We start from the raw sequence: 22,920 nt of genomic DNA on the forward strand, positions 1-22,920 counted from the left end.
CGGATCGAGCGCGCCCGCAGGCTGCCTGAGCTGTGGGCGAGAGCCCGTTCGTTGTTGACCGCAGCAATTGTCGCGCCCATGTTCGAAACATGTCACTCAACCTAATTAAGCTCTGCGTCGGCTGCGACAGCGTCGAGGATCTCGAGGACTGGATCGCCTTCCGCCTCGATGAACGGCGTCGTGCCGGCGAGCCCGCGGAGCAGTTCCATACCACTCGCATGGTGCCGACGCGGGGCACGGAGATCACCGACGGCGGTTCGCTCTACTGGGTGATCAAGGGCAGCGTGCAGTGCCGCCAGCGCCTGCTGGAGATTCGCCCCTTCACCGATTCGGAAGGCATTTCGCGTTGCCACCTTGTGCTTGAGCCGACGGTCGTGCGTACCGAATGGCAACCGCGCCGCGCCTTCCAGGGGTGGCGCTATCTCAAGCCCGAGGACGCCCCGGCCGATCTCGGCCAGGGCAATGCTGCACTTGCCGAAATGCCGCCCAAGCTCAGGCTGGAGCTGGCCGAACTCGGCCTGCTCTGACGCCACCGCTCCGCCGTATTGACGGGCTTGCAAGCCGGCGCGTGCCGCCACATCTTGATGGGTGATGAGCGACGACCGCAAGCCACTCGCACCGTCCGCGAACCGCCCTCCGGCGGAGCGCCGTTCGGATGCTGTGGAGATCGATGCCTTCGTGCGCCAGGCGCGCGCGCTTGCTGGGGCCAAGGCCAATGGCCGTCTGATCCTCGCGCTCGATGCCACCATGAGCCGCCAGCCGACCTGGGACCTTGCCTGCGAACTGCAGGGTCAGATGTTCGACGCGGTCGGCAAGGCCGGCAAGCTCAACGTGCAGCTCGTCTACTTCCGCGGGCTGGGCGAATGCCGGGCTTCGAAGTTCGTTGCCGATACAACTGCCCTCAAAGGCCTGATGACCTCGATCCAGTGCCGCAGCGGCCAGACGCAGCTCGGCAAGGTGCTCAGCCACGCGCTCAAGGAGACCACGGCCGCCAAGGTGGACGCGATCGTCTACATCGGCGACGCGATGGAGGAAAATGTCGATGAACTCGCCGACAAGGCAGGCCGGCTGGGCCTGCGCGGCGTTCCGGCCTTCGTTTTCCAGGAAGGGCACGATGCCGAGGCCGAACGTGCGTTCAAGGAGATAGCGCGGCTGTCCAAGGGCGCATGGTTCCGGTTCGACCGCAAGGCTGCGGCAACGCTGTCCAAGCTGCTTTCGGCAGTCGCAGTCTTTGCGACCGGCGGCATCAAGGCGCTGGAGGCGAGGGGGCGGCCGGAGGACGTGCTGATGATCGAGCACATGAGGGGGCGCAGTTCGCCATGACCGCGTTCGCCGTCATTGCGTTCGTCCTGCTGACCTCGGCCGCGCTGATCGCCCTGCTTGCGCGGGCCGATGCGGCCAAGCTCGCCCGGGCGCTGAAAATGGCAGGTCCGATTGCCCTGGGGTTGGTCGGTGTCGTGCTGCTGCTTCTGGGGCGCGCCGCGATCGGAGGCGGGCTGATATCGGCGGCGCTGGCCTGGTATGCCGCGAGCCGGCGCGGCGGCTCGTTAGCCAGGACGCCGGGGCGCCGATCGACCGTTCGGACGGCGGCCCTCGAAATGGAACTCGATCACGACAGCGGTGTTCTGACCGGGATTGTCCTGGCCGGCCGCCAGGAGGGGAAGTCGCTCGCCTCGCTCGGTCTCGCCGAGCTGAAGGGACTTCTGGCCGAGCTCTCCGGCGATCCGGAGAGCCGGCAACTACTTGAGACCTACCTTGACGGCAGGTTTCCCGTTTGGCGCGAAGACGCGAAGCCTGACGGTCACGAGGGGCTGGGTGTTCCGCCAGGTTCTGGCGCCATGACTAAGGAGGAGGCCTACAAGATCCTTGGTCTTGAAGCGGGGGCTGCCGCGGCGGATGTCCGCAAGGCCCACCGCCGACTGATTCAGCGCCTGCATCCCGATCTCGGCGGGTCGTCTTTCCTGGCGGCGCGGATCAACGAAGCCAAGGACGTCCTTCTCTCCGATCATCACTAACTCTCCTTCGACGCGATACAATTCAGGAGATTGGCGACCGCCTACTGCGCGATGGCGTAGCAGGCGATCTTCTTCTTCTTCAGCGCGTTGCAGGCCTTCCAGGCTGCGTCCTTCGAATCGAAGCCGGAGAAGCGGGCGCGGAAATAGGTCACGCCACCCTTTTCGAAGGGCACGGTGAATGCGGATGCGTCGGCAAGGACCTGCGGAACCTGCTTGGCGGCCTTGTCGAGGATGGTGCGGGCTTCCGCGTCGCTCGGCGACGAGGCGATCTGGACGGCCCAGCCGGCCGGCACGGAGGCGGTCTTGAAGGCGTCCACGGCCGGAGCCTCTGACGGCTCTGCGAATGCCTGCTCGACGGCCTCGGCGGCGTTGCTCGGAACGACTTCCTTGGACTTGCGGATCTGGAACGGGATGTTGCCGCCGAAGCGCTCGGCCGAGGCCATCGCGATCTTGGGCTTGGCGGAGAGGCCGATGGTCGGCTTGGGCGCAGGCACTGCCACCGGAGCGACTTCGGCCGCTGCGGCCGGCGCGTCGTCGGAAACGGCTGCGACCTCGATCGGCTGCTCCACCTGCGGACGGCGATCCGGCGTCGGCACTTCCTGCTTGGGCAGCGCGACCTTGGCGACGACCGGCTCGGGGGCGCTCACGTCGGCCTTGGCGATCAGATCGCCGCCGCCGCCGCGCCTGGACGCCTGCGGAAGATAGGTCTTGATCAGTTCGGCCATGCGGCTGTCGCGGCCGGCGCCGCTGGCACCGCCCATGACGACGGCGACCAGGCTGCGGTTGCCGTCCTGCACCGAGGAAACCAGGTTGAAGCCGGAGGCGCGGGTGTAGCCGGTCTTGATGCCGTCGACGCCCTTGACGCGGCCGAGCAGGCGGTTGTGGTTGGCGATCCGCTGGCGGCCGAAGGCGAAGGAGCGGGTCGAGAAATAGCCGTAATACTGCGGGAAATGCTCGCGCAGCGCGATGCCGAGCGTCGCCATGTCGCGCGCGGTGGTGAACTGGGCGCTGTTGGGCAGGCCGTTGGCGTTGCGGAAGACGGTGCCCTTCATGCCGAGGCTGCGCGCCCTGGCGGTCATCATGCGGGTGAAGTTCTCCTCGGAACCGCCGATCATCTCGCCAAGCGCGGTCGCTGCGTCATTGGCCGAGCGCGTCACGAGCGAAAGGATCGCGGCCTCGACCGTGATCGAGCTGCCAGCCTTGACGCCGATCTTGGTCGGCGGCTCGGACGCTGCGTTCTTGGAGAAGACGACCTGTGTATCCTTGCGGATCCTGCCCTTCGCAAGCGCTTCGAAGGTCATGTAGAGCGTCATCATCTTGGTGAGCGAAGCCGGATAGCGCCGGGAATCGGCGCTCGACGAATGCAGCACCTTGCCGGTGTTGGCGTCGATGACGATGGCTGCGTACCTGCTGTCCTTCGCTGCCGAAGTAGGGGCGACCGTCGACAGTCCGATCGCTGCCGCGAGCGTGTAAACCATCATGGATTTTAATGAGATAGCCGCCTTGAAGAGCTTACCCGGCAACGCCTGACGCACTGTTTCACCCTTGGATTATCGTTGCGTTCGGGGCGGCAAAGGTTCCTGCCCCATATCCGCGCACTCTAAGGGCGGCAGCGTTACCAATCCGTTTATGGTAACTGCCCCGTTCACACATTTGCTCGGGCTTAAATCGAAATCTAGGGAATGACGCAGGTTCGCAAATGACGCAGGGTCAGTTGACAATTTGTGCGGTGCACAATATGTAGGCTGCATCGCACAATCACATAGCGCAGCGCTCCCAACCCGAAAGGATGCAGCGATGACCCAGACCTATGAAGATTTCAGCAAGTACGGCAAGGAATTCGTGGACACCGGCCTGAAGAGCTATGCTTCGCTCTCCAAGGGCGCCCAGGCGATCGCCACCGAGGCGACCGACTACACCAAGAAGAGCTTCGAGACGGGCGCTGCCGCCTTCGAGAAACTGCTCGGCGTCAAGTCGTTCGACAAGGCCGTCGAGATCCAGGCCGACTACGTCAAGCAGGCCTACGAGGGCTTCGTCGCCGAGGCGACCAAGCTCGGCGAACTCTACGCCGAACTGGCCAAGGACGCCTACAAGCCCTTCGAGTCGCTCGTCGCCAAGGCGAAGTGACCGACCCCAACAGTGGGGGGCGGATCTCAGCATCCGCCAAGAAAGACCCGGCTGCGCCTCCGCAGCCGGGTTTTTTGTTGCAAGAGCGGTCGGCGGCTTCACGAAAGGGGCAAAACGCTCTGGGTAGTCCAGTGGCCATATTGTCAGCACGTTAGAAGGGCTTAAAATCCTCCCAGTGACACCTACATGACGAGGTGGGTCGGAATTGACGAAGGGCAGGACCACGGTGACTATCGGCTTGGAGGCCACACGGCTTGATGTGGCGCGGATGCAGAACGGTGACGAGGGCGGCAACGGCCCCGGCCGCGGAACGGCAGTCATCACCCGCAGCAAGACCAAGACCAAGCGGCCGAGCCTCTACCGGGTCCTCATCCTCAACGACGACTACACCCCGATGGAGTTCGTCGTGCATGTGCTCGAACGCTTCTTCCAGAAGGACAGGGAGGCCGCGACCCGCATCATGCTGCACGTCCACAACCATGGCGTCGGCGAGTGCGGGATCTACACCTATGAGGTGGCCGAGACCAAGGTGTCTCAGGTCATGGATTTTGCCAGACAGAACCAGCATCCGCTACAATGCGTGATGGAGAAGAAGTGAGGTATTGAATGCCGGCTTTCTCCCAAGGCCTCGAAAAGGCGCTGCACCAGGCGCTGACGCTCGCCAACGAGCGTCACCACGAATACGCGACGCTAGAACATCTGCTGCTCGCATTGATCGACGACACCGAGGCTGCCGCCGTCATGCGCGCCTGCAACGTCGATCTCGACGAACTGCGCCAGACGGTGCTGACCTACATCGACACCGAGCTCGACAACCTCGTCACCGGCTATGACGAGGACTCCAAGCCGACGGCCGGATTCCAGCGCGTCATCCAGCGCGCCGTCATCCACGTGCAGTCGTCCGGCCGCGAGGAAGTGTCGGGCGCCAACGTGCTCGTGGCGATCTTCGCCGAGCGCGAGAGCCACGCCGCCTACTTCCTGCAGGAACAGCAGATGACCCGCTACGACGCGGTCAACTACATCTCGCACGGCATCGCCAAGCGTCCCGGCGCCACCGAGGGCCGCACGCCGCGCGGCGCCGACGAGGAACAGCACGGCCCCGGCAACGAGGCGGGCGAGGAAAGCGCCAAGACCAAGAAGCAGCAGGACGCGCTGACGGCCTACTGCGTCAACCTCAACGCCAAGGCGCGCGCCGGCAAGATCGATCCGCTGATCGGCCGCGAGGCCGAGATCAACCGCACCATCCAGGTGCTGTGCCGGCGGTCGAAGAACAATCCGCTCTACGTCGGCGATCCTGGCGTCGGCAAGACGGCGATCGCCGAGGGCCTGGCCAAGCGAATCGTTGAAGGCGACGTGCCGGAAGTGCTCGAGGATGCCACCATCTTCGCGCTCGACATGGGCACGCTGCTCGCCGGCACGCGCTATCGCGGCGACTTCGAGGAGCGGCTGAAGCAGGTCGTCAAGGAACTCGAGGAATATGCCGGCGCGGTGCTGTTCATCGACGAGATCCACACGGTGATCGGCGCCGGCGCCACCTCGGGCGGGGCGATGGATGCTTCCAACCTGCTCAAGCCAGCCCTGTCGTCAGGCGCCATCCGCTGCATCGGTTCAACGACTTACAAGGAGTTCCGCCAGTTCTTCGAGAAGGACCGGGCGCTTGTCCGCCGCTTCCAGAAGATCGACGTCAACGAGCCGACGGTTGCCGATGCCATCGAGATCATGAAGGGCCTGAAGCCCTACTATGAGGATTTCCACAAGGTGAAGTTCACCAACGAGGCGATCAAGGCCGCGGTGGAACTCTCGGCGCGCTACATCAACGACCGCAAGCTGCCGGACAAGGCGATCGACGTCATCGACGAGACCGGCGCCTCGCAGATGCTCCTGCCCGAGGGCAAGCGCAAGAAGACCATCGGCATCAGGGAGATCGAGGCGACCATCGCCACCATGGCGCGCATCCCGCCCAAGACTGTCTCCGCCGACGACGAGAAGGTGCTCGCCGGCCTCGAGACCGAGCTCAAGCGCGTCGTCTACGGTCAGGACACGGCCATCGAGGCGCTTGCCGCATCGATCAAGCTGGCGCGTGCAGGCCTGCGCGAACCGGAGAAGCCGATCGGCTCCTACCTGTTCTCGGGTCCGACCGGCGTCGGCAAGACCGAGGTCGCCAAGCAGCTCGCAGCCTCGCTGGGCGTCGAACTGCTGCGCTTCGACATGTCCGAATACATGGAGCGCCACACGGTGAGCCGTCTGATCGGCGCGCCGCCCGGCTATGTCGGCTTCGACCAGGGCGGCCTGCTCACCGACGGCGTCGACCAGCACCCGCACTGCGTGCTCCTGCTCGACGAGGTCGAGAAGGCGCATCCCGACCTGTTCAACATCCTGTTGCAGGTGATGGACCACGGCAAGCTGACCGACCACAACGGCAAGCAGATCGACTTCCGCAACGTGATCCTGATCATGACCACGAATGCGGGCGCCTCCGACATGGCGAGGGCGGCCATCGGCTTCGGCTCGTCCAAGCGCGAAGGCGACGACATGGAGGCGATCAACCGGCTGTTCTCGCCGGAGTTCCGCAACCGTCTCGATGCCATCATCCCGTTCGGCTCGCTGCCGGTGCCGGTCGTTCACCAGGTGGTGCAGAAGTTCGTCATGCAGCTGGAGACCCAGCTCTCCGAGCGTGGCGTCACCTTCGACCTGTCGGAAGAGGCGGTCGCCTGGCTGGCCGACAAGGGCTACGACGAGCGCATGGGCGCGCGGCCGCTCGGCCGCGTCATCCAGGAGCACATCAAGAAGCCGCTGGCCGAAGAGGTCCTGTTCGGCAAGCTCAAGAAGGGCGGGACGGTTCGCGTCACAGTGGAGAAGAAGGAGACCGGCGAAACCGGTCTCAAGCTCGAAACCGTGGCCGACGACGTGCCGGTCAAGCCGAAGAAGGAAGAACCCGCCGACCGGCCCAAGACCAAGCGGACTGCCGCCAAGAAGCCCGCGGCCAAGAAGATCGTGGCCACCAAGCCGAAGTCCGACCCCAAGGGCAAGGACGGAGGCAAGCGGAGCCTGGTTCCGCAATTGCCCAGAAAGGGTTGACATCAGACAAGAAAGCCCCGGCGACGGGGCTTTCTTTTTTTGGCATTCCGCCGGCGATCAGTCCAGGATTGCGCTCTCGACGCGGTTGCGCCCCCGCCGCTTGGCCTCGTAGAGCCACTTGTCGGCGTCCTTGGTCATTTCCTCAACTGTCGCCGGACCGCCCTCGACGGTGGTGATGCCGATGCTGACGGTGGCGCTCATGCCGAGATCGGTGACGCTGGCCGACGCGACCGCGGCGCGCAGGCGCTCGCCCATGACCGCGGCATCGCCCGCATGCAGGTCCTGGCAGATCGCGGCAAATTCCTCGCCGCCGTAGCGGAAGAGGTAGTCGCCGCTGCGCAGTGAGCCGGCCAACGCATGCGCCACGTCCTTCAGGACCTTGTCGCCGGTCACGTGACCGAACTGGTCGTTGATGTTCTTGAAATGATCGATGTCGATCATGAGCAGGCTCACGGGCTTGCCGGCTCCGATGGCCCGGTCGACCAGCGACTGCGCCATCGATTCGAACTGGCCGCGGTCGCGCGCGCCGGTCAGCGAATCGATGCCGGTGCGCTGCAACAGGTCTTCGTAGCGGTGCCGAAAGGTGAGCCTGTCGAAGACCTTGAGCAGCGGCTCTGGGCTGGCAGGGGCGGGGCGGGTCTCGACGTAGCGCAGATAGCCGACAAGCAGCAGGCTGTAGAGCGCGGCCGCCCCCATCTTGGCAATCCATCCGCCGTAGAGCGCGCTTATCGGCACGCCCGTGACGAGGCGCAGGCCGATGAAGAACAGCAGCTGGTCGAAAGTCAGCACCACTGCAAGGCTCAGGAATGCCCGCTTGAAGATCGTGCCGGCGATGCGCTGGCCGAGCTTTTCGTAGAGCAGGATGAGGGCGATGCTGTCGACGAACAAAAGCAGCGTGCCCCACACCATCAGCAGGCCCATCTGGTCGAGGAAAGTGAGGTCCGGCTGGTAGCCAGGTAGTTGGGCGACGCTGGCGTAGAGGCGCAGGATCAGGGCGAGCGCCACCATCAGGCAGTTGCCGATCAGCAGGCCGTAGATCGGCTGGCGGACGGTCTCGGCGTCCTCTTTGATATAGAGGAGCAGGAACATCACCAGCTTGCCCGAGAACATGACGGTCGAGCCGGGCGAGATGAGGCCGAAGGGCAGCGGCAGGAAGAAGACCGCGGCCAGATAGGTCTCGAGGAAATGCATCACGCCCAGCACGCAGACGAAGATGCCGATGCCGAACCTGTGCCGGGCGTGGAACACGGCCGCCATGGTTGCGAAATAGATCAGAGCCTGCACCACTAGCAGAATCGTGCCGGACATGACTTCCTCGCTTGCCCACAAGACTTCTCTACATGTTGACGGTGCGTAAGTTGTCAATATGCCGTTGCGGCCTTCCGCAACTTTGACATGGCTGCAGGACCGAGGGCCTATCGGCTGGCAGGACCGTCGCGTGGGTCGGGCGGCGGCGCTGACTTGGCGCAAGGGCCGTGCTATCGGCTTGGCATGGCTGCCCCGACCCACCACCATCCGTGCCGAGCATGACCTCACGCCGTCTTTGGTATCTGCGCGGCGCTCGAACGGCGGTTTCCATTCCGGGCCTCATCCTGGCCAGCGCCTTCGTCGGCTTTGCCGGCCTCGCCAAGGAAGCGGGGCTCACTCTGGCAGAGACCGTGTTCATGGTCGGCATGGTCTGGGCCTTGCCCGCCAAGGTCGTGCTCGTCGGCGCCATCCTGTCCGGAGCCTCGCTGCCCGCCGCCGCCTTCGCGGTCGCGCTTTCGTCCATTCGCCTCGCGCCGATGGTGGTTGCCCTGGTTCCGGAACTGCGCGGACCGAAAACGCCGCGCTGGGTGCTCTACGTGCTTTCCCATTTCGTCGCCGTGACCTCGTGGGTGCTCGCCATGGAGCGGCTGCGCGGCATCCCCCGCGACATGCGCACCAGCTACTATGCCGGGCTCGGCTCGACGCTGGTGCTGGTCAACATGGCCGTGGTCGCGATCGTGTTCCTGGTGGCCGACAGCTTGCCGCCGGCGGTTTCGGCAGCCCTTTTCCTGCTCACGCCGATGTATTTCCTCACCTCGCTGTGGGGCTCGGCGCGCGAGCGGGCAGGGCACGTGGCCATGGTCATCGGGCTGGTCGTCGGTCCCTTGCTCCACCTCGTGGCGCCGGGGTTCGATCTGCTTGGGGCAGGGCTGATCGGCGGTGGCGCCGCGTTCATCTTCCACAAGCTGTCGCGTCGGAGGGCGCCGGCGTGACGTTTCAATCGCTCGATGCATGGTGGTGGCCGTTCCTGTTTATCCTGGTGGGCGGCTGGCTGGCCACCGACGCCTGGCGCTTCCTGGGTGTCTATCTGGGAGATCGCCTCTCTGAGGATTCCGACCTGCTCGTGCTGGTCCGGGCGCTCGCCACGGCACTTGTCGCTGCGGTCATCGGCAACCTCATCGTCTTTCCCAGCGGCGCATTGGCCGAGACATCGCTCGCGCTGCGCCTGGCCGCCGTCGCGGCGGGCTTCGCCGCCTACATGCTGCTGGGGCGAAAGGTCATCGTCGGCATCTTCGTGGCAGAAGCGGTGCTGCTTGGGCGGATCGCCCTGTTCTAACTGCCGTCGCGCTCGAAGGGGGCGTCGTGACAAGGATGGATTCACACGGGCTTAACCGCCGCTAACTAATGTGCTGCTCGGGTGCGAGGGGCAAATGGTGGAAATCCATTCGACGGTCAGGCACATACAGGTCGCTGGAGCGGATCTGGGCACGGCGGGACGGCTGAAAATCGCCCTGATTTCCAGTCTCGTGGTCATCGACACGATCTGGATCGCCGCGTCGGACTTTGAATTCGATCTGCGCAGCCTGGCGAAGGTTGCGGCCGTCACCATCGCATTGGTCGCCATTTCCTGGTTCTACCGCGTGAAACGCCCGATAAGGCAGTTCGAGACGCTTTGCACCGAGACGGCGTTCCTGTTGGCCTTTTCCGCATCGGCTGCGGTCTTCAGCGTCCTGATGACCTCAATCGGCTTGCCCTTGGTCGACGACAGGCTGATGGCGATCGACGCCGAGTTGGGTTTCGACTGGCTGGCCTATGTGGGCTTCGTCAATGACAGGCCCTGGCTCGGTGTGGCGTCGTCCTTGGTCTATGTGACCACGATCTCGCAGGTGGCGCTGACGGTTGTTGCCGTCGGAATGCTGGGACACCTCCAGAGGGTCCAGCGTTTTGTGCTTTCGGTGATGTTTGGCGCGCTGATCTGCATTGTCATCTCTGCTTTGCTGCCTGCGGCTGGCGCATTGGGCACGATCAGACCATCGCCGGACTTCATTGCGGCGAACAACCCTGTCGTCGACTTGGAATACAAGCAAGCCTTCTTCGACCTGCGCGATGGTCTTGGCCGCCTGATTTCGCTCGACGAACCGCGTGGCCTCATCGCCTTCCCCTCCTACCACAGCACACTCTCCGTCCTTGTCGTCCTCGCGTTCGTGGGGGCAGGCAGGTGGTTCTGGCTGGTGTTGGCCCTCAATCTCGCCGTGATCTTCTCCACGCCAGTGGACGGTGGTCACCACCTCGTCGACGTGATCGGCGGCATTGCCGTCGCCTTCGCGGCGTGGGCATTGGCCGGTCGCTTCTTCGCGGTGCGGACATTCATTCGGGCGGGTTCATGAGCGAGATTCCATTCAGCGATGGTCCTGGCCCTTCGCTCGCCCCGCGCACCCTGGTGGGGGATGCGTCACTCGGCCGGAGGTTGGCCGAGTTCCTTCGCCTGAATTGCAAGGAACAGGGCCTGTTTCTGGGAGCGGTTCTGCTTGTGGTTGCCGCCCGTTTGATACTGTTGCCCGGCGCAGTTGAAATGATGGCATGGTCCATCACGCAGAGCCTGCGGCCATTCGTCGGGGCCTGGGCGTTGGCCATATGCGGCTACCTGGCGATCAGGTCGCTTAGCTCGGGATCGCTTTCGAAGAGCTTCGAATACCTTTGGGCTGAAGTGTTCACACGGCGCAATGCGGCCGTGGCCATTCCGGCCCTGGTGGCTGCCGGCCTGCTGATGAATTCGTTCAGTCATTTCAAATCGGCGATCCCGACTTTCAATCCGTATGGGCTCGATGCCTTGTTCAGTGATGCAGATCGCTATCTGCATTTCGGAACGGACCCGTGGAGATGGCTCGATGCCGTGCTGGGATACGGAACTGCAACGGTGATCCTGGACCGCATCTACTACCTGTGGTTCTTCGCCGTGTATCTTTCCATGGGACTGGTGATGGGGTTGCCGGACAAGTTCGGCATCCGCCACCGGTTCATGCTGACCTATGTGCTTATCTGGGGCGTCCTCGGCATCATATTCGCCACGGCGTTGTCATCCGTCGGTCCGATCTTCTACGATCGCGCCTATGGCGGGCCGTCCTCGTTCACCGAGTTGACCCGCAATCTCGAGGCGGTAAATGCCGCCTGGGGCCTGAATACCCTGCAGGTCCGCGACGTGTTGTGGGCTTCCTATGTGAACGATATCGACACAATCATTTCGGGCATCTCGGCCATGCCTTCCATCCACAACGCGATGTGCGTGCTTTTCTTTCTTGCAGCCCGGCATATCAACCGCTGGCTGGCCGCGGCCGCGGCGGTCTTCGCCCTGATTATCTTTGTCGGATCGGTCCATCTGGGCTGGCACTATGCCATTGATGCATATGCATCGGCATTCGGCGTTGCCCTGCTTTGGAAACTGTCTGGGCTCCTGACCGGCAACGCCGCAGCCCGCCGCGCAATGGCCCCGCTTCACGTCGCGGAGCCAGTTCGACCGTAGGCCTTGGTCCGCACCAGCGGGTTCAGGCGTTTGCCAGCGCCGCCCTGATCCTCTCGGCGTTGGCCGCGAGGATTTCCGGCTTTTCCATCGGCCCGCCCGGTGCCTTGAGCGCCACGCCCTCGAAGCGCGGGATCACGTGCACATGCAGGTGGAAGACCACCTGGCCGCCGGCGCTTTCGTTGAACTGGTGCACGGTGACGCCCTCGGCGTCGAAAGCCTTCTTCACCGCGCGCGCCAGCTTCTGGGCCGAGCGCATCACCGCTGCCAGGCTCTCCGGCTCCACGTCGAGGATGTTGCGCGCCGGCTGCTTCGGAAGCACCAGGCAGTGGCCTTCGCCGCGCGGCATGATGTCCATGATGGCGAGCGTGTCGGCGTCCTCGTAGAGCTTGTGCGACGGCAATTCGCCACGCAGGATCTTGGCAAAGACGTTGTTTGGATCGTAAGCGACGCTCGACATGGCCTATCCCGTTTGATGTGATTTCGTGGTGGATGTTTCGGCGCTGGCGCCGACGACGTCAAGCCGCGAGGGGCCGAGAGGAGCGAAGTTGAACTACGTCTATCTGATCATCGCCATCGCCTTCGAGGTCGTCGCCACCTCGGCGCTCAAGGAAACCCAAGGCTTTACCAAGCTGGTCCCGTCGGTCATAGCGCTCGCGGGCTACGGCTTCGCCTTCTACTACCTGTCCCTGGTGTTGAGGGTCGTCCCGGTCGGCATCGTCTACGCCCTGTGGTCGGGTGCCGGAATCGTCTTCATCACGGGCATCGCCTGGGTGTGGTTCCGTCAGTCGCTCGATCTGCCGGCGCTGCTCGGCATCGGCCTCATCATGGCCGGCGTGGTGGTCATCAACCTGTTCTCGAAATCGGTCGCGCACTGAAGCTCAGCCGCGCCGGAACGGGCCGTGGTCTTCCAGGTACTCGCCGATTTCGGCGACCTCTTGCCGCTCGCGCTCTAGATATTCGGCCACGGCCCGGCGCAGGCCGGGATGCACGATGTAGTGGGCCGACTGTGTGGTGACGGGGCGGTAGCCGCGTGCCAGCTTGTGCTCGCCCTGGGCGCCGGCCTCGACGACCTTGAGCTTGCGCTCGATGGCGAAGTCGATGGCCTGGTGGTAGCAGACCTCGAAATGCAGGAACGGGTGGTCCTCGATGCAGCCCCAGTTGCGGCCGAAGAGCGTGTCCGATCCGATGAAGTTGATGGCGCCGGCGATATAGCGGCCGCCGCGGCGGGCCATGACGAGCAGCACGTCGTCGGCCATTCGTTCGCCGATCAGCGAGAAGAATGTCCGGTTGAGGTAGGGCCGGCCCCATTTGCGGCCGCCCGTGTCCATGTAGAAGGCGAAGAAGTCGTCCCAGACCGCCTCGGTCAGGTCGCGCCCGGTCAGCCATTCGATCGAGATGCCCGCGGCCAGCGCCTCGCGCCGCTCTCTCTTCAGCGCCTTGCGCTTGCGCGAGGCGAGCGTCGCCAGGAAGTCGTCGTAGCAGCCAAAGCCTTCGTTGATGAAGTGGAACTGCTGGTCGGTGCGGCGCAGGAAGCCGGCCGCGTCGAGGACCTCGACCTCTTCGGCCGGGGCGAAAGTCACATGCGCCGAGGAGACGCCCAAGCCCTCGGCGACGCTGCGCAGGGCGGTCGCCAACGCCGATCTCGCTCGCGTGGCGTCGGTCTCGGCCACCGCGAGCAGGCGCGGGCCGGTGGCCGGCGTGAACGGAACCGAGCACTGCAGCTTGGGATAGTAGCGTCCGCCGGCGCGCTCGAAGGCGTCGGCCCAGCCATGGTCGAACACATACTCGCCCTGGCTGTGGGATTTGGCGTAGCAGGGAAGGGCGCCGAGAAAGGTGCCGTCCGAGGCTTCCAGCCGCAGATGATGCCCCTGCCAGCCGGTCTTGCGGACGGCGCAGCCGGACTCTTCCAGGATGTTCAGGAAATCGAATGAAACGAAGGGGTTGTAAGGCGTTCCTGACTGGCCCTTGGCCGCGCCCGACAGCCTGCTCCATTCGTCGCGGCTGAACTCTGCGATCGAGGCGGCGACGCGGACGGCGTATCCGCCATCCGCCAATTTCGCCCCGGCGTCGCTCGCATTGGTCATTGGCCTTACTTACGCTCGAAAGCCGCCGTTGCAAGAGGTTAGGCGACTGGCGCCTCGTCGGGCAGGAACCCTTCGAAGGTCATCTGGTCGGCATGGGCGAAAGTCCTCTCGACCGCGTTGCGGTCGCGCACCGTCCAGGTGATGACCGGCATGCCGAGACGCCCGCGCACGAAGCCGACGAAACGGTTGGGCAGATGATCGACCGCGTAGGAAACGAATGAGATCCCGTGCGCGAGCATGGAGAAATGCGCCTCGAGTTCGTGATCCTTCTCGCCCCATGCGGTCAGACCGCCGGGAATGCCCGGGGCATGCCTCGCGAAATCCCGGATCAGCCAGTGGTCGAAGGACATGATCGCCGCCTTGCCGTGGTAGTCGCGCAGGGCTGCGCCCACCTTGGCGACGAGGCCGTCGTCCTTGCCCGGAATGCCCTTGAGTTCGATCACCAACGGCACGCGACCGTCGACGAGCCTGAGCAGTTCGTGGAGCGTGGGCACGTGGTCGGCGGTGCCGCCGATACGGAGCGCGCCCAATTCGGCCGCGGTCCGCTGCCAGACATAGCCTTCCGTGCCGGTGAGGCGGTCGAGTGCATTGTCGTGGAAGACGACCACATCGCCGTCCGCCGTCAGATGCACGTCGCATTCGATCGCGTAGCCGCGCTGGGCGGCCCTTTCGAATGCCGACAGCGTGTTTTCCCAGCATTGCTTGTTGAGGTCGTGCAGGCCGCGGTGGGCGATGGGGCGGGCAGTCAGCCATGCAAGGTCGGTCATCGGAACTATCCGTTCACTCGGTTTCGACGATCGCTTCGATCTCGACCGCTGCATTGAGCGGCAGCGAGGCCACGCCGACCGCCGAACGCGCATGCTTGCCGCGCTCGCCGAGCACGGCCACGAGGAAATCGGAGGCGCCGTTGGCGACCAGGTGCTGCTCGGTGAAGTCGGGGGTGGACGCCACGAAGACCGTGATCTTGACGACGCGGCGGATCTTCTCGAGGTCGCCGAGGGCTGCCTTCACCTGGGCCAGGATGTTGACGGCGCACTGCTTGGCGGCGTCCTTCGCCCCCGCCGTGTCGACGTCGCGGCCAACCAGGCCGGAGGCGATGAGCTTGCCATCCTTGAGCGGCAGCTGGCCGGCGGTGAAGACGTAGCTGCCGGTCTGCATGAACGGCACGTAGTTGGCCGCAGGTGCCGCGGCGGCGGGCAGCGTGACACCGAGATCGTTTAGCCGCTTTTCGATTGTTTCGCCCATTGTCTTTCCTTATCTCTGAGTCTGGCGTGGAAGGTGAGTTGGCGCCGAAACTGCTATTTTTGCCTCGCTTCCGCCACGACTTTTTTTAAGGTGGACCATCATTCCCAGCGGTCTGTCAGGCCGCGCCGACCGGAGCCTCATATATGCGCGCAGCGCGCCTTGCCCTACTTGCCACCCTGTCCGCTCCGGCCTTCGGCGCCATGCCTGCCTTTGCCGCCCCTGTGGCGCTCGCTCCGCACCGCGCGGTCTACGACCTCGTGCTCGACCAGGCCTCGGACCGGTCGGGAATCACCGGCCTGACGGGCCGCATGGTCTATGAATTCAACGGCTCGCCTTGCGAGGGCTACACGGTCAAGTTCCGTTTCGTCACGCAGATCGCGACGCGCGAGAATACGCGCGTGACCGACCAGCAGACGACGACCTTTGAGGATGCGGAGGGAAAAACCTTCTCCTTCGTCACCAAGTCCTTCGTCGACCAGGCCCTCGACCGGGAGGTGAAGGGCACCGCGACGCTCGAGCCCAACGGTGTGAAGGTCGAGTTGGAGAAGCCGCAGGCCGGCGTGGTGGATCTGGCGAAGACGCAGTTCCCCACCCAGCACCTGGTCGAACTGATCGGCAAGGCGGAGAAGGGCGAGACCTTCTACGAGACAAGCCTGTTCGACGGTTCCGAAGATGCCGACAAGGTGATGACCACCACCGTCATCGTCGGCAAGAAGAGCCAGGCACCGAGCGGCGATCCGGAGCTGCCGGTGCTGGCTGGGCTCGCCAAGGACCAATATTGGCCGGTCGACATCGCCTATTTCGACCTGAGCAAGGGCAGCGGCGAGGAAGTGCCGGAGTACCGCATCAGTTTCAAGCTGCACGAGAACGGGCTGACCCGCGACCTCGTCATGGACTACGGCGATTTCTCGATGACCGGCAAGCTGGTCAATCTCTCCCTGTTCCCCACGCCCAAGGGCGAGTGCAAGCGGTAAGCGGGCGCCGGTGGCGGTCTATGTCGACGCGGCTATCTGGAAGTGGGTGGGCCACCGCTGGTGCCACCTGCTCGCCGACGACACGGCGGAGCTGCATCGTTTCGCCGCGCAGCTGGGCCTGAAGCAGTCCTCCTATCAGGGGCCGCCCAAGACGTCGGCGCCGCATTACGACATCACTGGCTTCGAACGCGATCGCGCCGTCAGGCTCGGCGCGATCGAATGCAGCCGCGACGAGATCGTGGCGGTGTTCCGGAGGGTCCGTGTCCGCAACTTCAAGCGGCGCGATCCGAAGCCCGCGGAGAAGCAGGCGCCGCCCGAGCCGACGCTTTCGCGATGGGCCGCCGGCAGCTGAACGGCCCGTGCCCGAGCGGGCAGGGCAGGCGATGCGGTCCGCGGGGTTGCCTTCGCGGCGCAACACGTCTATATGCCGCCGCATTCCACACACGGACTTTGGTTTCCGACCGGGAGAAATCCGGCTGAGACCTCCGGTGGCGTTTAGAGCGATCCAGCAAAAAGCGTCATGGTCCGTGGAGGCTAACCGGAAAGGAAAATGACAGATGGCATTGCCTGATTTCAGCATGCGCCAGCTCCTCGAAGCTGGTTCTCACTTCGGCCACCAGACCCACCGCTGGAACCCGAAGATGGCGCCCTACATCTATGGCGCCCGCAACAACATCCACATCATCGACCTGTCGCAGACGGTTCCGCTGCTGCACCAGGCGCTGAAGCAGGTTTCGGACGTCGTGTCGCGCGGCGGCCGCGTGCTGTTCGTCGGCACCAAGCGCCAGGCTTCGGACATCGTTGCCGATGCCGCGCAGCGCTCGGCCCAGTATTACGTCAACTCGCGTTGGCTCGGCGGCATGCTGACCAACTGGAAGACGATCTCGAATTCGATCCAGCGTCTGCGCAAGCTCGACGAGATGCTCGCCGGCGAAGCCCAGGGCTTCACCAAGAAGGAGCGCCTCAACCTCGATCGTGAGCGCGAGAAGCTCAACAAGGCCCTCGGCGGCATCAAGGACATGGGCTCGACCCCGGACCTGATGTTCGTGATCGACACCAACAAGGAAGCGATCGCCATCCAGGAAGCCAAGCGTCTCGGCATCCCGGTCGTCGCGATCATCGATTCGAACTGCGACCCGGACAAGATCGACTTCCCGATCCCGGGCAACGACGACGCCGCCCGCGCGATCCAGCTGTACTGCGACCTGATCGCCAAGGCTGCCATCGACGGCATCGCCCGCCAGCAGGGCGCGCTGGGCGTCGACATCGGCGCAGCGGCCGAAGCTCCGGTCGAGCCGGCTCTCGACAATTCCGCTTCGGGCGAAGCCGAGGCGTAATCGCGAAGGCCGGGCGACCGGCCTTCCTTTCAGGATTTGGCGCATACCTCGCGCCGGCGTACGGCGCATCATCGAACCCTCGGTGGTGCGCCAGCGCATTTAGAAACAAAGAGGCCACAATGAGCATTTCGGCAGCACAGGTTAAGGAACTCCGCGAACTCACCGGCGCGGGCATGATGGATTGCAAGGCGGCGCTGGCCGAGACCGGCGGCGACATGGAGGCCGCGGTCGACTGGCTGCGCAAGAAGGGTATCTCCAAGGCCGACAAGAAGGCCGGCCGTACGGCGGCCGAAGGCCTGATCGGCGTCGACGCCGGCGTCCGCGAAGCCGTTGTCGTCGAGGTCAACTCCGAGACCGACTTCGTCGCCCGCAACGCCGCCTTCCAGGAGATCGTCGCCAACGTCGCCAAGGTCGCACTCGCCTATGGCACGACCGAGGCTGTCGCTGCGGCCAAGTATCCCGGCTCCGACAAGTCGGTCAGCGACACCATCAAGGATGCCGTCGGCACCATCGGCGAGAACATGAGCTTCCGCCGTTCGGCCAAGCTCTCGGTTTCGGAAGGCGTGGTTGCGACCTACGTCCACAACGCCGTCGCCGACAACCTCGGCAAGCTCGGCGTCCTTGTCGCGATCGAGACCGCCGGCAACCATGATGCGGCCCGCGCCTTTGCGCGTCAGGTCGCCATGCACGTCGCCGCGACCAACCCGCTCGCCCTGACCCCCGACGAAGTCGACGCCGCTCACGTCGAGCGCGAAAAGGCGATCTTCGCCGATCAGGCCCGCCAGTCGGGCAAGCCGGAGAACATCATCGAGAAGATGGTCGAAGGCCGCATGCGCAAGTTCTACGAGGAAGTCGTGCTGCTGAAGCAGGCTTTCGTGCTCAACCCCGACCTGACGGTCGAGGCGGCACTCAAGGAATCCGAGAAGCAGATCGGCGCGCCGGCCAAGATCACGGGCTACATCCGCTTCGCTCTCGGCGAGGGCATCGAAAAGGAAGAGAGCGACTTCGCAGCCGAAGTCGCAGCCGCTGTTAAGGGCTAAAAAGCAGCGCTGCATCAAGCGCTTCCTGAGGATAGCCCAAGGGCGCCGCGTGACATCGCGGCGCCCTTCGTGTATCGGAACTCCCGATCTTTCAACAGCCGCGAGGAATTCATGACCGCCAAGCCGCTCTACAGGCGTGTTCTGCTCAAGGCCTCCGGCGAAGCCCTGATGGGCGACCAGCATTTCGGTATCGACGTGTCGGTGGTGGACCGCATCGCGTCCGACATCGCAGAGGCAAGGGCGCTCGGCGTCGAGGTCGGCGTGGTCATCGGCGGCGGCAACATCTTCCGCGGCGTGGCCGTGGCCTCGAAAGGCGGCGACCGCGTCACCGGCGACCACATGGGCATGCTCGCCACCATCATCAACTCGCTGGCGCTGCGCACGTCGCTGGTCAAGATCGGCGTGGATGCCGTCGTGCTGTCGGCCATCGCCATGCCGGAACTCTGCGAGAGCTTCTCCCAGCGCCAGGCGACCGCCTACATGAACGCCGGCAAGGTGGTGATCTTCGCGGGCGGCACCGGCAACCCGTTCTTCACCACGGATTCGGCCGCGGCGTTGCGCGCCGCCGAGATCGGCGCGGATGCGCTGTTCAAGGGGACGCAGGTCGACGGCGTCTATTCCGCCGATCCCAAGAAGGACCCGAGCGCGACGCGCTTCGAGCGCATCACCCACGCCGAAGTGATAAACCGGGGCCTGACCATCATGGATACGGCGGCGATTGCGCTTGCGCGGGAAAACAACATTCCGATAATCGTCTATTCGATCCACGAAAAAGGCGGTTTCGGCGAAATATTGAAGGGTGGCGGCCACTGCACGGTTGTTGCGGACGCCTGAGGATATGAACGGTGGTCCCGGGATTCGGGACCAAGGAGACTGCTATGAGCCTTGACTACAACGATCTCCAGCGGCGCATGGATGGCGCCATCAGCGCTTTCAAGCACGACCTCGCTTCGCTGCGCACCGGTCGCGCCTCGAGCAACCTCCTCGATCCGATCCACGTCCAGGCCTACGGCTCGGCGATGCCCATCAACCAGGTCGCCACGGTATCCGTGCCGGAGCCGCGCATGATCTCGGTTTCGGTCTGGGACAAGTCGATGGTCGGCGCGGTCGATCGCGCCATCCGCGAGGCCAATCTCGGCTTCAATCCGATCGTCGACGGCACCAATCTGCGTATCCCGCTGCCGGAACTCAACGAGCAGCGCCGCAAGGAACTGGTGAAGATCGCGCACACCTATGCCGAGAATGCCAAGGTTGCGGCCCGTCACGTGCGCCGCGACGGCATGGACGCGCTCAAGAAGGCCGAGAAGGATGGCGACATCAGCCAGGACGACCATCGCGTCAAGTCCGAAAAGGTGCAGAAGCTGACCGACGACACCATCAGCCAGATCGACAGCCTGCTCGCCGGCAAGGAAGCCGAGATCATGCAAGTCTGAGCCGACGAAGAGCCGGCCCGAAAGCGAACTGATGACTACGCCCGCGCATGTCGCGATCATCATGGACGGCAATGGCCGCTGGGCAAAGGCCCGCGGCCTGCCGCGCGTTGCAGGGCATCGCGCTGGCGTGGAAGCGTTGCGCAACACTGTCCGCGCCGCCAGCGATCTCGGCATTTCCTGGCTGACCGTCTACGCCTTTTCCTCGGAGAACTGGTCGCGCCCTAAGTCGGAAGTCACCGATCTGCTGGGTTTGCTGAAGCTGTTCATCCGCCGCGACCTTGCCGAATTGCACAACGCCGGCGTCAGGGTTCGCGTCATCGGTGACCGCCAGACCCTGCAGTCCGACATCAGAAGCCTGCTGGAGGAAGCCGAGACGCTGACGGCCGGCAACGCGGTGCTGAACCTGGTCATCGCCTTCAACTACGGTGGACGCGACGAGATCGCGCGCGCCGCGCGACAGCTCGCCGAGGCCGTCGTGAGAGGCGAATTGTCTAGCGCGGAGATCACGCCCGAGCTCTTTGCCGAGCGTCTCGATACCGCGGGCATTCCGGATCCGGACCTGGTGATCAGGACCAGCGGCGAGGTCAGGCTTTCCAATTTCCTGCCCTGGCAGTCGGCCTACAGCGAACTGGTCTTCCTGCCCTGCTACTGGCCCGATTTCACGCGCGAGCATTTGGCCGAGGCGTTGCGCGAATTCACCGGCCGCGAGCGTCGCTTCGGCGGGCTTGCGGCTCGCGACATCGCCTTGTGACGGCGGCAGGCATGAGCAATCTTCAGCTCCGGACCATCTCGGCGGTCATCCTGGCCGTTGCCGCGTTGGCGCTGACCTGGGCCGGCGGCCTGCCTTTCAGGCTGCTTTCTGCCGGCATCGCGCTCGGCATCTTCTACGAATGGTCGCGCATGTCGCGGACCCGGGCGGAGGGCGCATGGGCGCCGGGCCGGCTCGGTTTCGTGCCGGAGGCGCTGATTCTCATCTTCGCGGTTGCCCTGGCGCTGGGCGCGCCGGCCATCGTGCTCATCGGGCTGGCGGTCCTGTCTGCGGCCGTGCTGTGGCTGTCGGGACGGATTCGCGAGGCCGGCGCGTGGGACGCTGCGGGATTCGCCTATGCCGCCCTTTCGGGGCTCTCGCTCGCGCTACTGCGCGGCAATGACGCAGCTGGCCTCGCCGCCATCCTGTTTCTCTTTGCGGTGGTGTGGTCGACCGACATCTTCGCCTATTTCGTCGGCCGCAGCGTCGGCGGTCCGAAGCTCGCCCCCGCCATTTCGCCCGGCAAGACGCGCAGCGGCGCTGTCGGCGGTGCCGTAGGCGGCATTGTGGCGGGCGTTCTGCTCGCGCTCGCAGTCGGCGCCGGCAACGTCGCGATGCTCGCCGGCGTGGCGTTGCTCCTGTCGGCGATCTCGCAGGCGGGCGATCTTTTCGAGTCGTGGGTCAAGCGCCGGCATGGCTACAAGGATTCAGGATCGATCATACCCGGTCACGGCGGCGTGATGGACAGGGTGGACGGGCTTGTCGCCGCGGCTTTTGCCCTATACGTCATCGGGTGGCTGTCTGGTTCGGCCGATCATCCGGCGCAAGCCCTGTTTCCGGTCTGAGTTGCCGGCGGCAGTGCCCGAAGGGTGCCCGACGGAGGGGTGATGCGGCGGTTCGTGGTTGAGGGCATGACTTGAGCGAGTATCTTCCCGCATTCCTGAGCACGGATGGCCTGCTGCTCGGCACGATCGTTCCATTCCTGTTCGTGCTGATGATCGTCGTGTTCGTGCACGAGATGGGGCACTACCTCGTCGGTCGCTGGTGCGGCATCGGCGTGAAGGCTTTCGCCGTCGGTTTCGGGCCGGAGCTGATCGGCTTCAATGACCGGCGCGGCACACGCTGGAAGCTCTGTGCCATTCCACTCGGCGGCTACGTCAAATTCGTCGGCGACATGAACGTCACCAGTTCGCCCGAGGGCGGCGAGGCGGAAAGGCTGAGCGCAACCGAACGCAAGGTAGCCTTCCACACCCAGCCCGTCTGGAAGCGCGCCGCAACGGTGTTTGCCGGGCCGCTGTTCAACTTCCTGCTCACGATCGCCGTCTTCACCGTGCTGTTCACGGCCTATGGCCGCTATGTCATGGAGCCCACGGTGGCCGAGGTGCGTGCAGAAAGCCCCGCGGCCAAGGCCGGCATCCAGCCGGGCGACCGATTCGTCAGCGTCGACGGCAGGCAGGTCGAGACCTTCTCCGACGTCCAGCGCCTGGTGTCGGGCCGCGGCGGCGATCCGATCGCCTTCGTCATGATGCGGGACGGCAAGGAAGTTTCCGTCACCGCCGTGCCGGAACTGATGGAGCAGCAGGACGCCCTGGGGAACAAGGTCAAGGTCGCCGTCATCGGCGTGGTCAACAACGAGGAGCTGGGTCAGCCGAGGCTCATCACCTACGGCCCGGGCGGAGCCTTCGTCCAGGCCGTCACAGAAACCGGCCAGATCATCGCCCGGACCGGCCAGTTCCTGAAGCGTTTCGTCTTCGGGCGCGAGGACAAGTGCCAGCTCGGCGGGCCGGTCAAGATCGCCGACATGGCCGGCAAGGCGGCCAAGCTGGGCTTCGGCTGGCTGGTGCAGCTGGTTGCATTGCTGTCGGTCGGCATCGGGTTCCTGAACCTGCTGCCGATTCCGCCGCTCGATGGCGGCCACCTGGCTTTCTACGCGGTCGAGGCGGTCATCCGTCGCCCTGTTTCCGAAAGGGCCATGGAGGCTGTATATCGGGTGGGAATGATTCTGGTTCTTGCGTTCATGGGATTCGTTTTTTGGAACGACCTATTTGGATGTTGAATTCATGAAGAAAAT

At 64.5% G+C, this 22,920-nt stretch carries 24 protein-coding genes and 2 pseudogenes; 20 read left to right on the forward strand and 6 right to left on the reverse strand.

What is annotated here, in order from left to right; genetic code table 11:
* Positions 1-89 precede the first annotated feature (89 nt).
* The 3 genes from PV773_RS05345 to PV773_RS05355 all read left to right on the forward strand — a co-directional run bounded on the left by PV773_RS05345 (position 90) and on the right by PV773_RS05355 (position 2,015).
* Positions 90-527 (forward strand): DUF1489 family protein, encoded by a 438-nt coding sequence (locus tag PV773_RS05345; protein ID WP_347965341.1) that lies wholly within the window; start codon positions 90-92, stop codon positions 525-527.
* A gap of 64 nt (positions 528-591) precedes the next feature.
* Positions 592-1,323 carry a VWA domain-containing protein gene (locus PV773_RS05350; RefSeq protein WP_347965342.1) on the forward strand — a complete coding sequence of 244 codons (732 nt, stop codon included), beginning with the start codon at positions 592-594 and terminating at the stop codon, positions 1,321-1,323.
* Positions 1,320-2,015 carry a DnaJ domain-containing protein gene (locus tag PV773_RS05355; protein WP_347965343.1) on the forward strand — a complete coding sequence of 232 codons (696 nt, stop codon included), beginning with the start codon at positions 1,320-1,322 and terminating at the stop codon, positions 2,013-2,015. Before PV773_RS05350 ends, PV773_RS05355 begins: the two co-directional genes overlap by 4 nt.
* 41 nt (positions 2,016-2,056) lie before the next feature.
* Here PV773_RS05355 and PV773_RS05360 read toward each other — a convergent pair whose 3' ends face one another.
* Positions 2,057-3,496 (reverse strand): D-alanyl-D-alanine carboxypeptidase, encoded by a 1,440-nt coding sequence (locus PV773_RS05360; RefSeq protein ID WP_347965344.1) that lies wholly within the window; start codon positions 3,494-3,496, stop codon positions 2,057-2,059.
* 316 nt (positions 3,497-3,812) lie between these two features.
* On the opposite strand from PV773_RS05360, the gene PV773_RS05365 reads away from it, so the two are divergent.
* The 3 genes from PV773_RS05365 (at position 3,813) to clpA (ending at position 7,220) form a co-directional block, all read left to right on the forward strand.
* Positions 3,813-4,142, forward strand: coding sequence for a phasin family protein (locus PV773_RS05365; protein WP_347965345.1), 330 nt, complete (start codon positions 3,813-3,815; stop codon positions 4,140-4,142).
* 268 nt (positions 4,143-4,410) lie between these two features.
* Positions 4,411-4,740, forward strand: a complete 330-nt coding sequence (gene clpS / locus PV773_RS05370) for an ATP-dependent Clp protease adapter ClpS (RefSeq protein ID WP_340041485.1) — start codon at positions 4,411-4,413, stop codon at positions 4,738-4,740.
* An 8-nt stretch (positions 4,741-4,748) separates the two neighbouring features.
* Positions 4,749-7,220, forward strand: coding sequence for an ATP-dependent Clp protease ATP-binding subunit ClpA (clpA, locus tag PV773_RS05375; protein ID WP_347965346.1), 2,472 nt, complete (start codon positions 4,749-4,751; stop codon positions 7,218-7,220).
* 57 nt (positions 7,221-7,277) lie between these two features.
* On the opposite strand, the gene PV773_RS05380 is transcribed toward clpA, so the two are convergent.
* Positions 7,278-8,528 (reverse strand): GGDEF domain-containing protein, encoded by a 1,251-nt coding sequence (locus PV773_RS05380; protein WP_347965347.1) that lies wholly within the window; start codon positions 8,526-8,528, stop codon positions 7,278-7,280.
* A 218-nt stretch (positions 8,529-8,746) separates the two neighbouring features.
* On the opposite strand from PV773_RS05380, the gene PV773_RS05385 reads away from it, so the two are divergent.
* From PV773_RS05385 to PV773_RS05400, 4 genes are all read left to right on the forward strand, one after another.
* Positions 8,747-9,460 carry an AzlC family ABC transporter permease gene (locus PV773_RS05385; protein WP_347965348.1) on the forward strand — a complete coding sequence of 238 codons (714 nt, stop codon included), beginning with the start codon at positions 8,747-8,749 and terminating at the stop codon, positions 9,458-9,460.
* Positions 9,457-9,804: an AzlD domain-containing protein gene (locus tag PV773_RS05390; protein WP_347965349.1), complete on the forward strand. Its 348-nt coding sequence runs from the start codon at positions 9,457-9,459 to the stop codon at positions 9,802-9,804. The genes PV773_RS05385 and PV773_RS05390 overlap by 4 nt, the downstream gene beginning before the upstream one ends.
* A 94-nt stretch (positions 9,805-9,898) precedes the next feature.
* The gene (locus PV773_RS05395; RefSeq protein WP_347965350.1) at positions 9,899-10,855 is read left to right on the forward strand and encodes a phosphatase PAP2 family protein; all 957 of its coding nucleotides are present in this window, start codon (positions 9,899-9,901) and stop codon (positions 10,853-10,855) included.
* Complete coding sequence (locus PV773_RS05400; protein ID WP_347965351.1) at positions 10,852-11,988, forward strand: phosphatase PAP2 family protein; 1,137 nt, start codon at positions 10,852-10,854, stop codon at positions 11,986-11,988. Before PV773_RS05395 ends, PV773_RS05400 begins: the two co-directional genes overlap by 4 nt.
* 22 nt (positions 11,989-12,010) lie before the next feature.
* Here PV773_RS05400 and PV773_RS05405 read toward each other — a convergent pair whose 3' ends face one another.
* The gene (locus PV773_RS05405; RefSeq protein WP_347965352.1) at positions 12,011-12,445 is read right to left on the reverse strand and encodes an HIT family protein; all 435 of its coding nucleotides are present in this window, start codon (positions 12,443-12,445) and stop codon (positions 12,011-12,013) included.
* Between the two features lie 88 nt (positions 12,446-12,533).
* Here PV773_RS05405 and PV773_RS05410 point away from each other — a divergent pair, with 88 nt between their 5' ends.
* On the forward strand, positions 12,534-12,863 hold the full coding sequence (locus tag PV773_RS05410) for a multidrug efflux SMR transporter (RefSeq protein ID WP_347965353.1): 330 nt from the start codon (positions 12,534-12,536) through the stop codon (positions 12,861-12,863).
* A gap of 3 nt (positions 12,864-12,866) precedes the next feature.
* On the opposite strand, the gene PV773_RS05415 is transcribed toward PV773_RS05410, so the two are convergent.
* Genes PV773_RS05415 through PV773_RS05425 form a run of 3 tightly spaced genes read right to left on the reverse strand, consistent with a single transcriptional unit; the run spans position 12,867 to position 15,317 of the window.
* Positions 12,867-14,072, reverse strand: a complete 1,206-nt coding sequence (locus PV773_RS05415; protein ID WP_347965354.1) for a GNAT family N-acetyltransferase — start codon at positions 14,070-14,072, stop codon at positions 12,867-12,869.
* Between the two features lie 38 nt (positions 14,073-14,110).
* A complete protein-coding gene (locus PV773_RS05420) occupies positions 14,111-14,839 on the reverse strand; it encodes a glycerophosphodiester phosphodiesterase (RefSeq protein WP_347965355.1) in 729 nt (242 codons plus the stop codon).
* Positions 14,840-14,852: 13 nt separating this feature from the next.
* Positions 14,853-15,317 (reverse strand): RidA family protein, encoded by a 465-nt coding sequence (locus tag PV773_RS05425; RefSeq protein ID WP_347965356.1) that lies wholly within the window; start codon positions 15,315-15,317, stop codon positions 14,853-14,855.
* Between the two features lie 143 nt (positions 15,318-15,460).
* On the opposite strand from PV773_RS05425, the gene PV773_RS05430 reads away from it, so the two are divergent.
* The 9 genes and pseudogenes from PV773_RS05430 to rseP all read left to right on the forward strand — a co-directional run bounded on the left by PV773_RS05430 (position 15,461) and on the right by rseP (position 22,905).
* On the forward strand, positions 15,461-16,291 hold the full coding sequence (locus tag PV773_RS05430) for a cell envelope integrity EipB family protein (RefSeq protein WP_347965357.1): 831 nt from the start codon (positions 15,461-15,463) through the stop codon (positions 16,289-16,291).
* Between the two features lie 10 nt (positions 16,292-16,301).
* A pseudogene (locus PV773_RS05435) lies at positions 16,302-16,556 on the forward strand (DUF4031 domain-containing protein); the annotation flags it as partial.
* A 292-nt stretch (positions 16,557-16,848) separates the two neighbouring features.
* Entirely contained in the window at positions 16,849-17,628 is a 780-nt protein-coding gene (gene rpsB / locus PV773_RS05440) for a 30S ribosomal protein S2 (protein WP_340041372.1), read from the forward strand.
* 119 nt (positions 17,629-17,747) lie between these two features.
* A complete protein-coding gene (tsf, locus tag PV773_RS05445; protein WP_347965358.1) occupies positions 17,748-18,668 on the forward strand; it encodes a translation elongation factor Ts in 921 nt (306 codons plus the stop codon).
* 111 nt (positions 18,669-18,779) lie between these two features.
* Positions 18,780-19,502 (forward strand): UMP kinase, encoded by a 723-nt coding sequence (pyrH, locus tag PV773_RS05450; RefSeq protein ID WP_347965359.1) that lies wholly within the window; start codon positions 18,780-18,782, stop codon positions 19,500-19,502.
* A gap of 44 nt (positions 19,503-19,546) precedes the next feature.
* Entirely contained in the window at positions 19,547-20,101 is a 555-nt protein-coding gene (gene frr / locus PV773_RS05455) for a ribosome recycling factor (protein ID WP_347965360.1), read from the forward strand.
* Between the two features lie 19 nt (positions 20,102-20,120).
* A pseudogene (locus tag PV773_RS05460) lies at positions 20,121-20,852 on the forward strand (isoprenyl transferase); the annotation flags it as partial.
* An 11-nt stretch (positions 20,853-20,863) separates the two neighbouring features.
* Positions 20,864-21,694: a phosphatidate cytidylyltransferase gene (locus PV773_RS05465; protein ID WP_347965361.1), complete on the forward strand. Its 831-nt coding sequence runs from the start codon at positions 20,864-20,866 to the stop codon at positions 21,692-21,694.
* A 71-nt stretch (positions 21,695-21,765) separates the two neighbouring features.
* Positions 21,766-22,905 (forward strand): RIP metalloprotease RseP, encoded by a 1,140-nt coding sequence (rseP, locus tag PV773_RS05470; protein ID WP_347965362.1) that lies wholly within the window; start codon positions 21,766-21,768, stop codon positions 22,903-22,905.
* The last annotated feature ends 15 nt before the right edge of the window (positions 22,906-22,920 follow it).

Origin of the sequence: Mesorhizobium sp. CC13 (assembly GCF_039907765.1) — a bacterium.
In the GTDB taxonomy this organism is placed as follows: Bacteria; Pseudomonadota; Alphaproteobacteria; order Rhizobiales; family Rhizobiaceae; genus Aminobacter.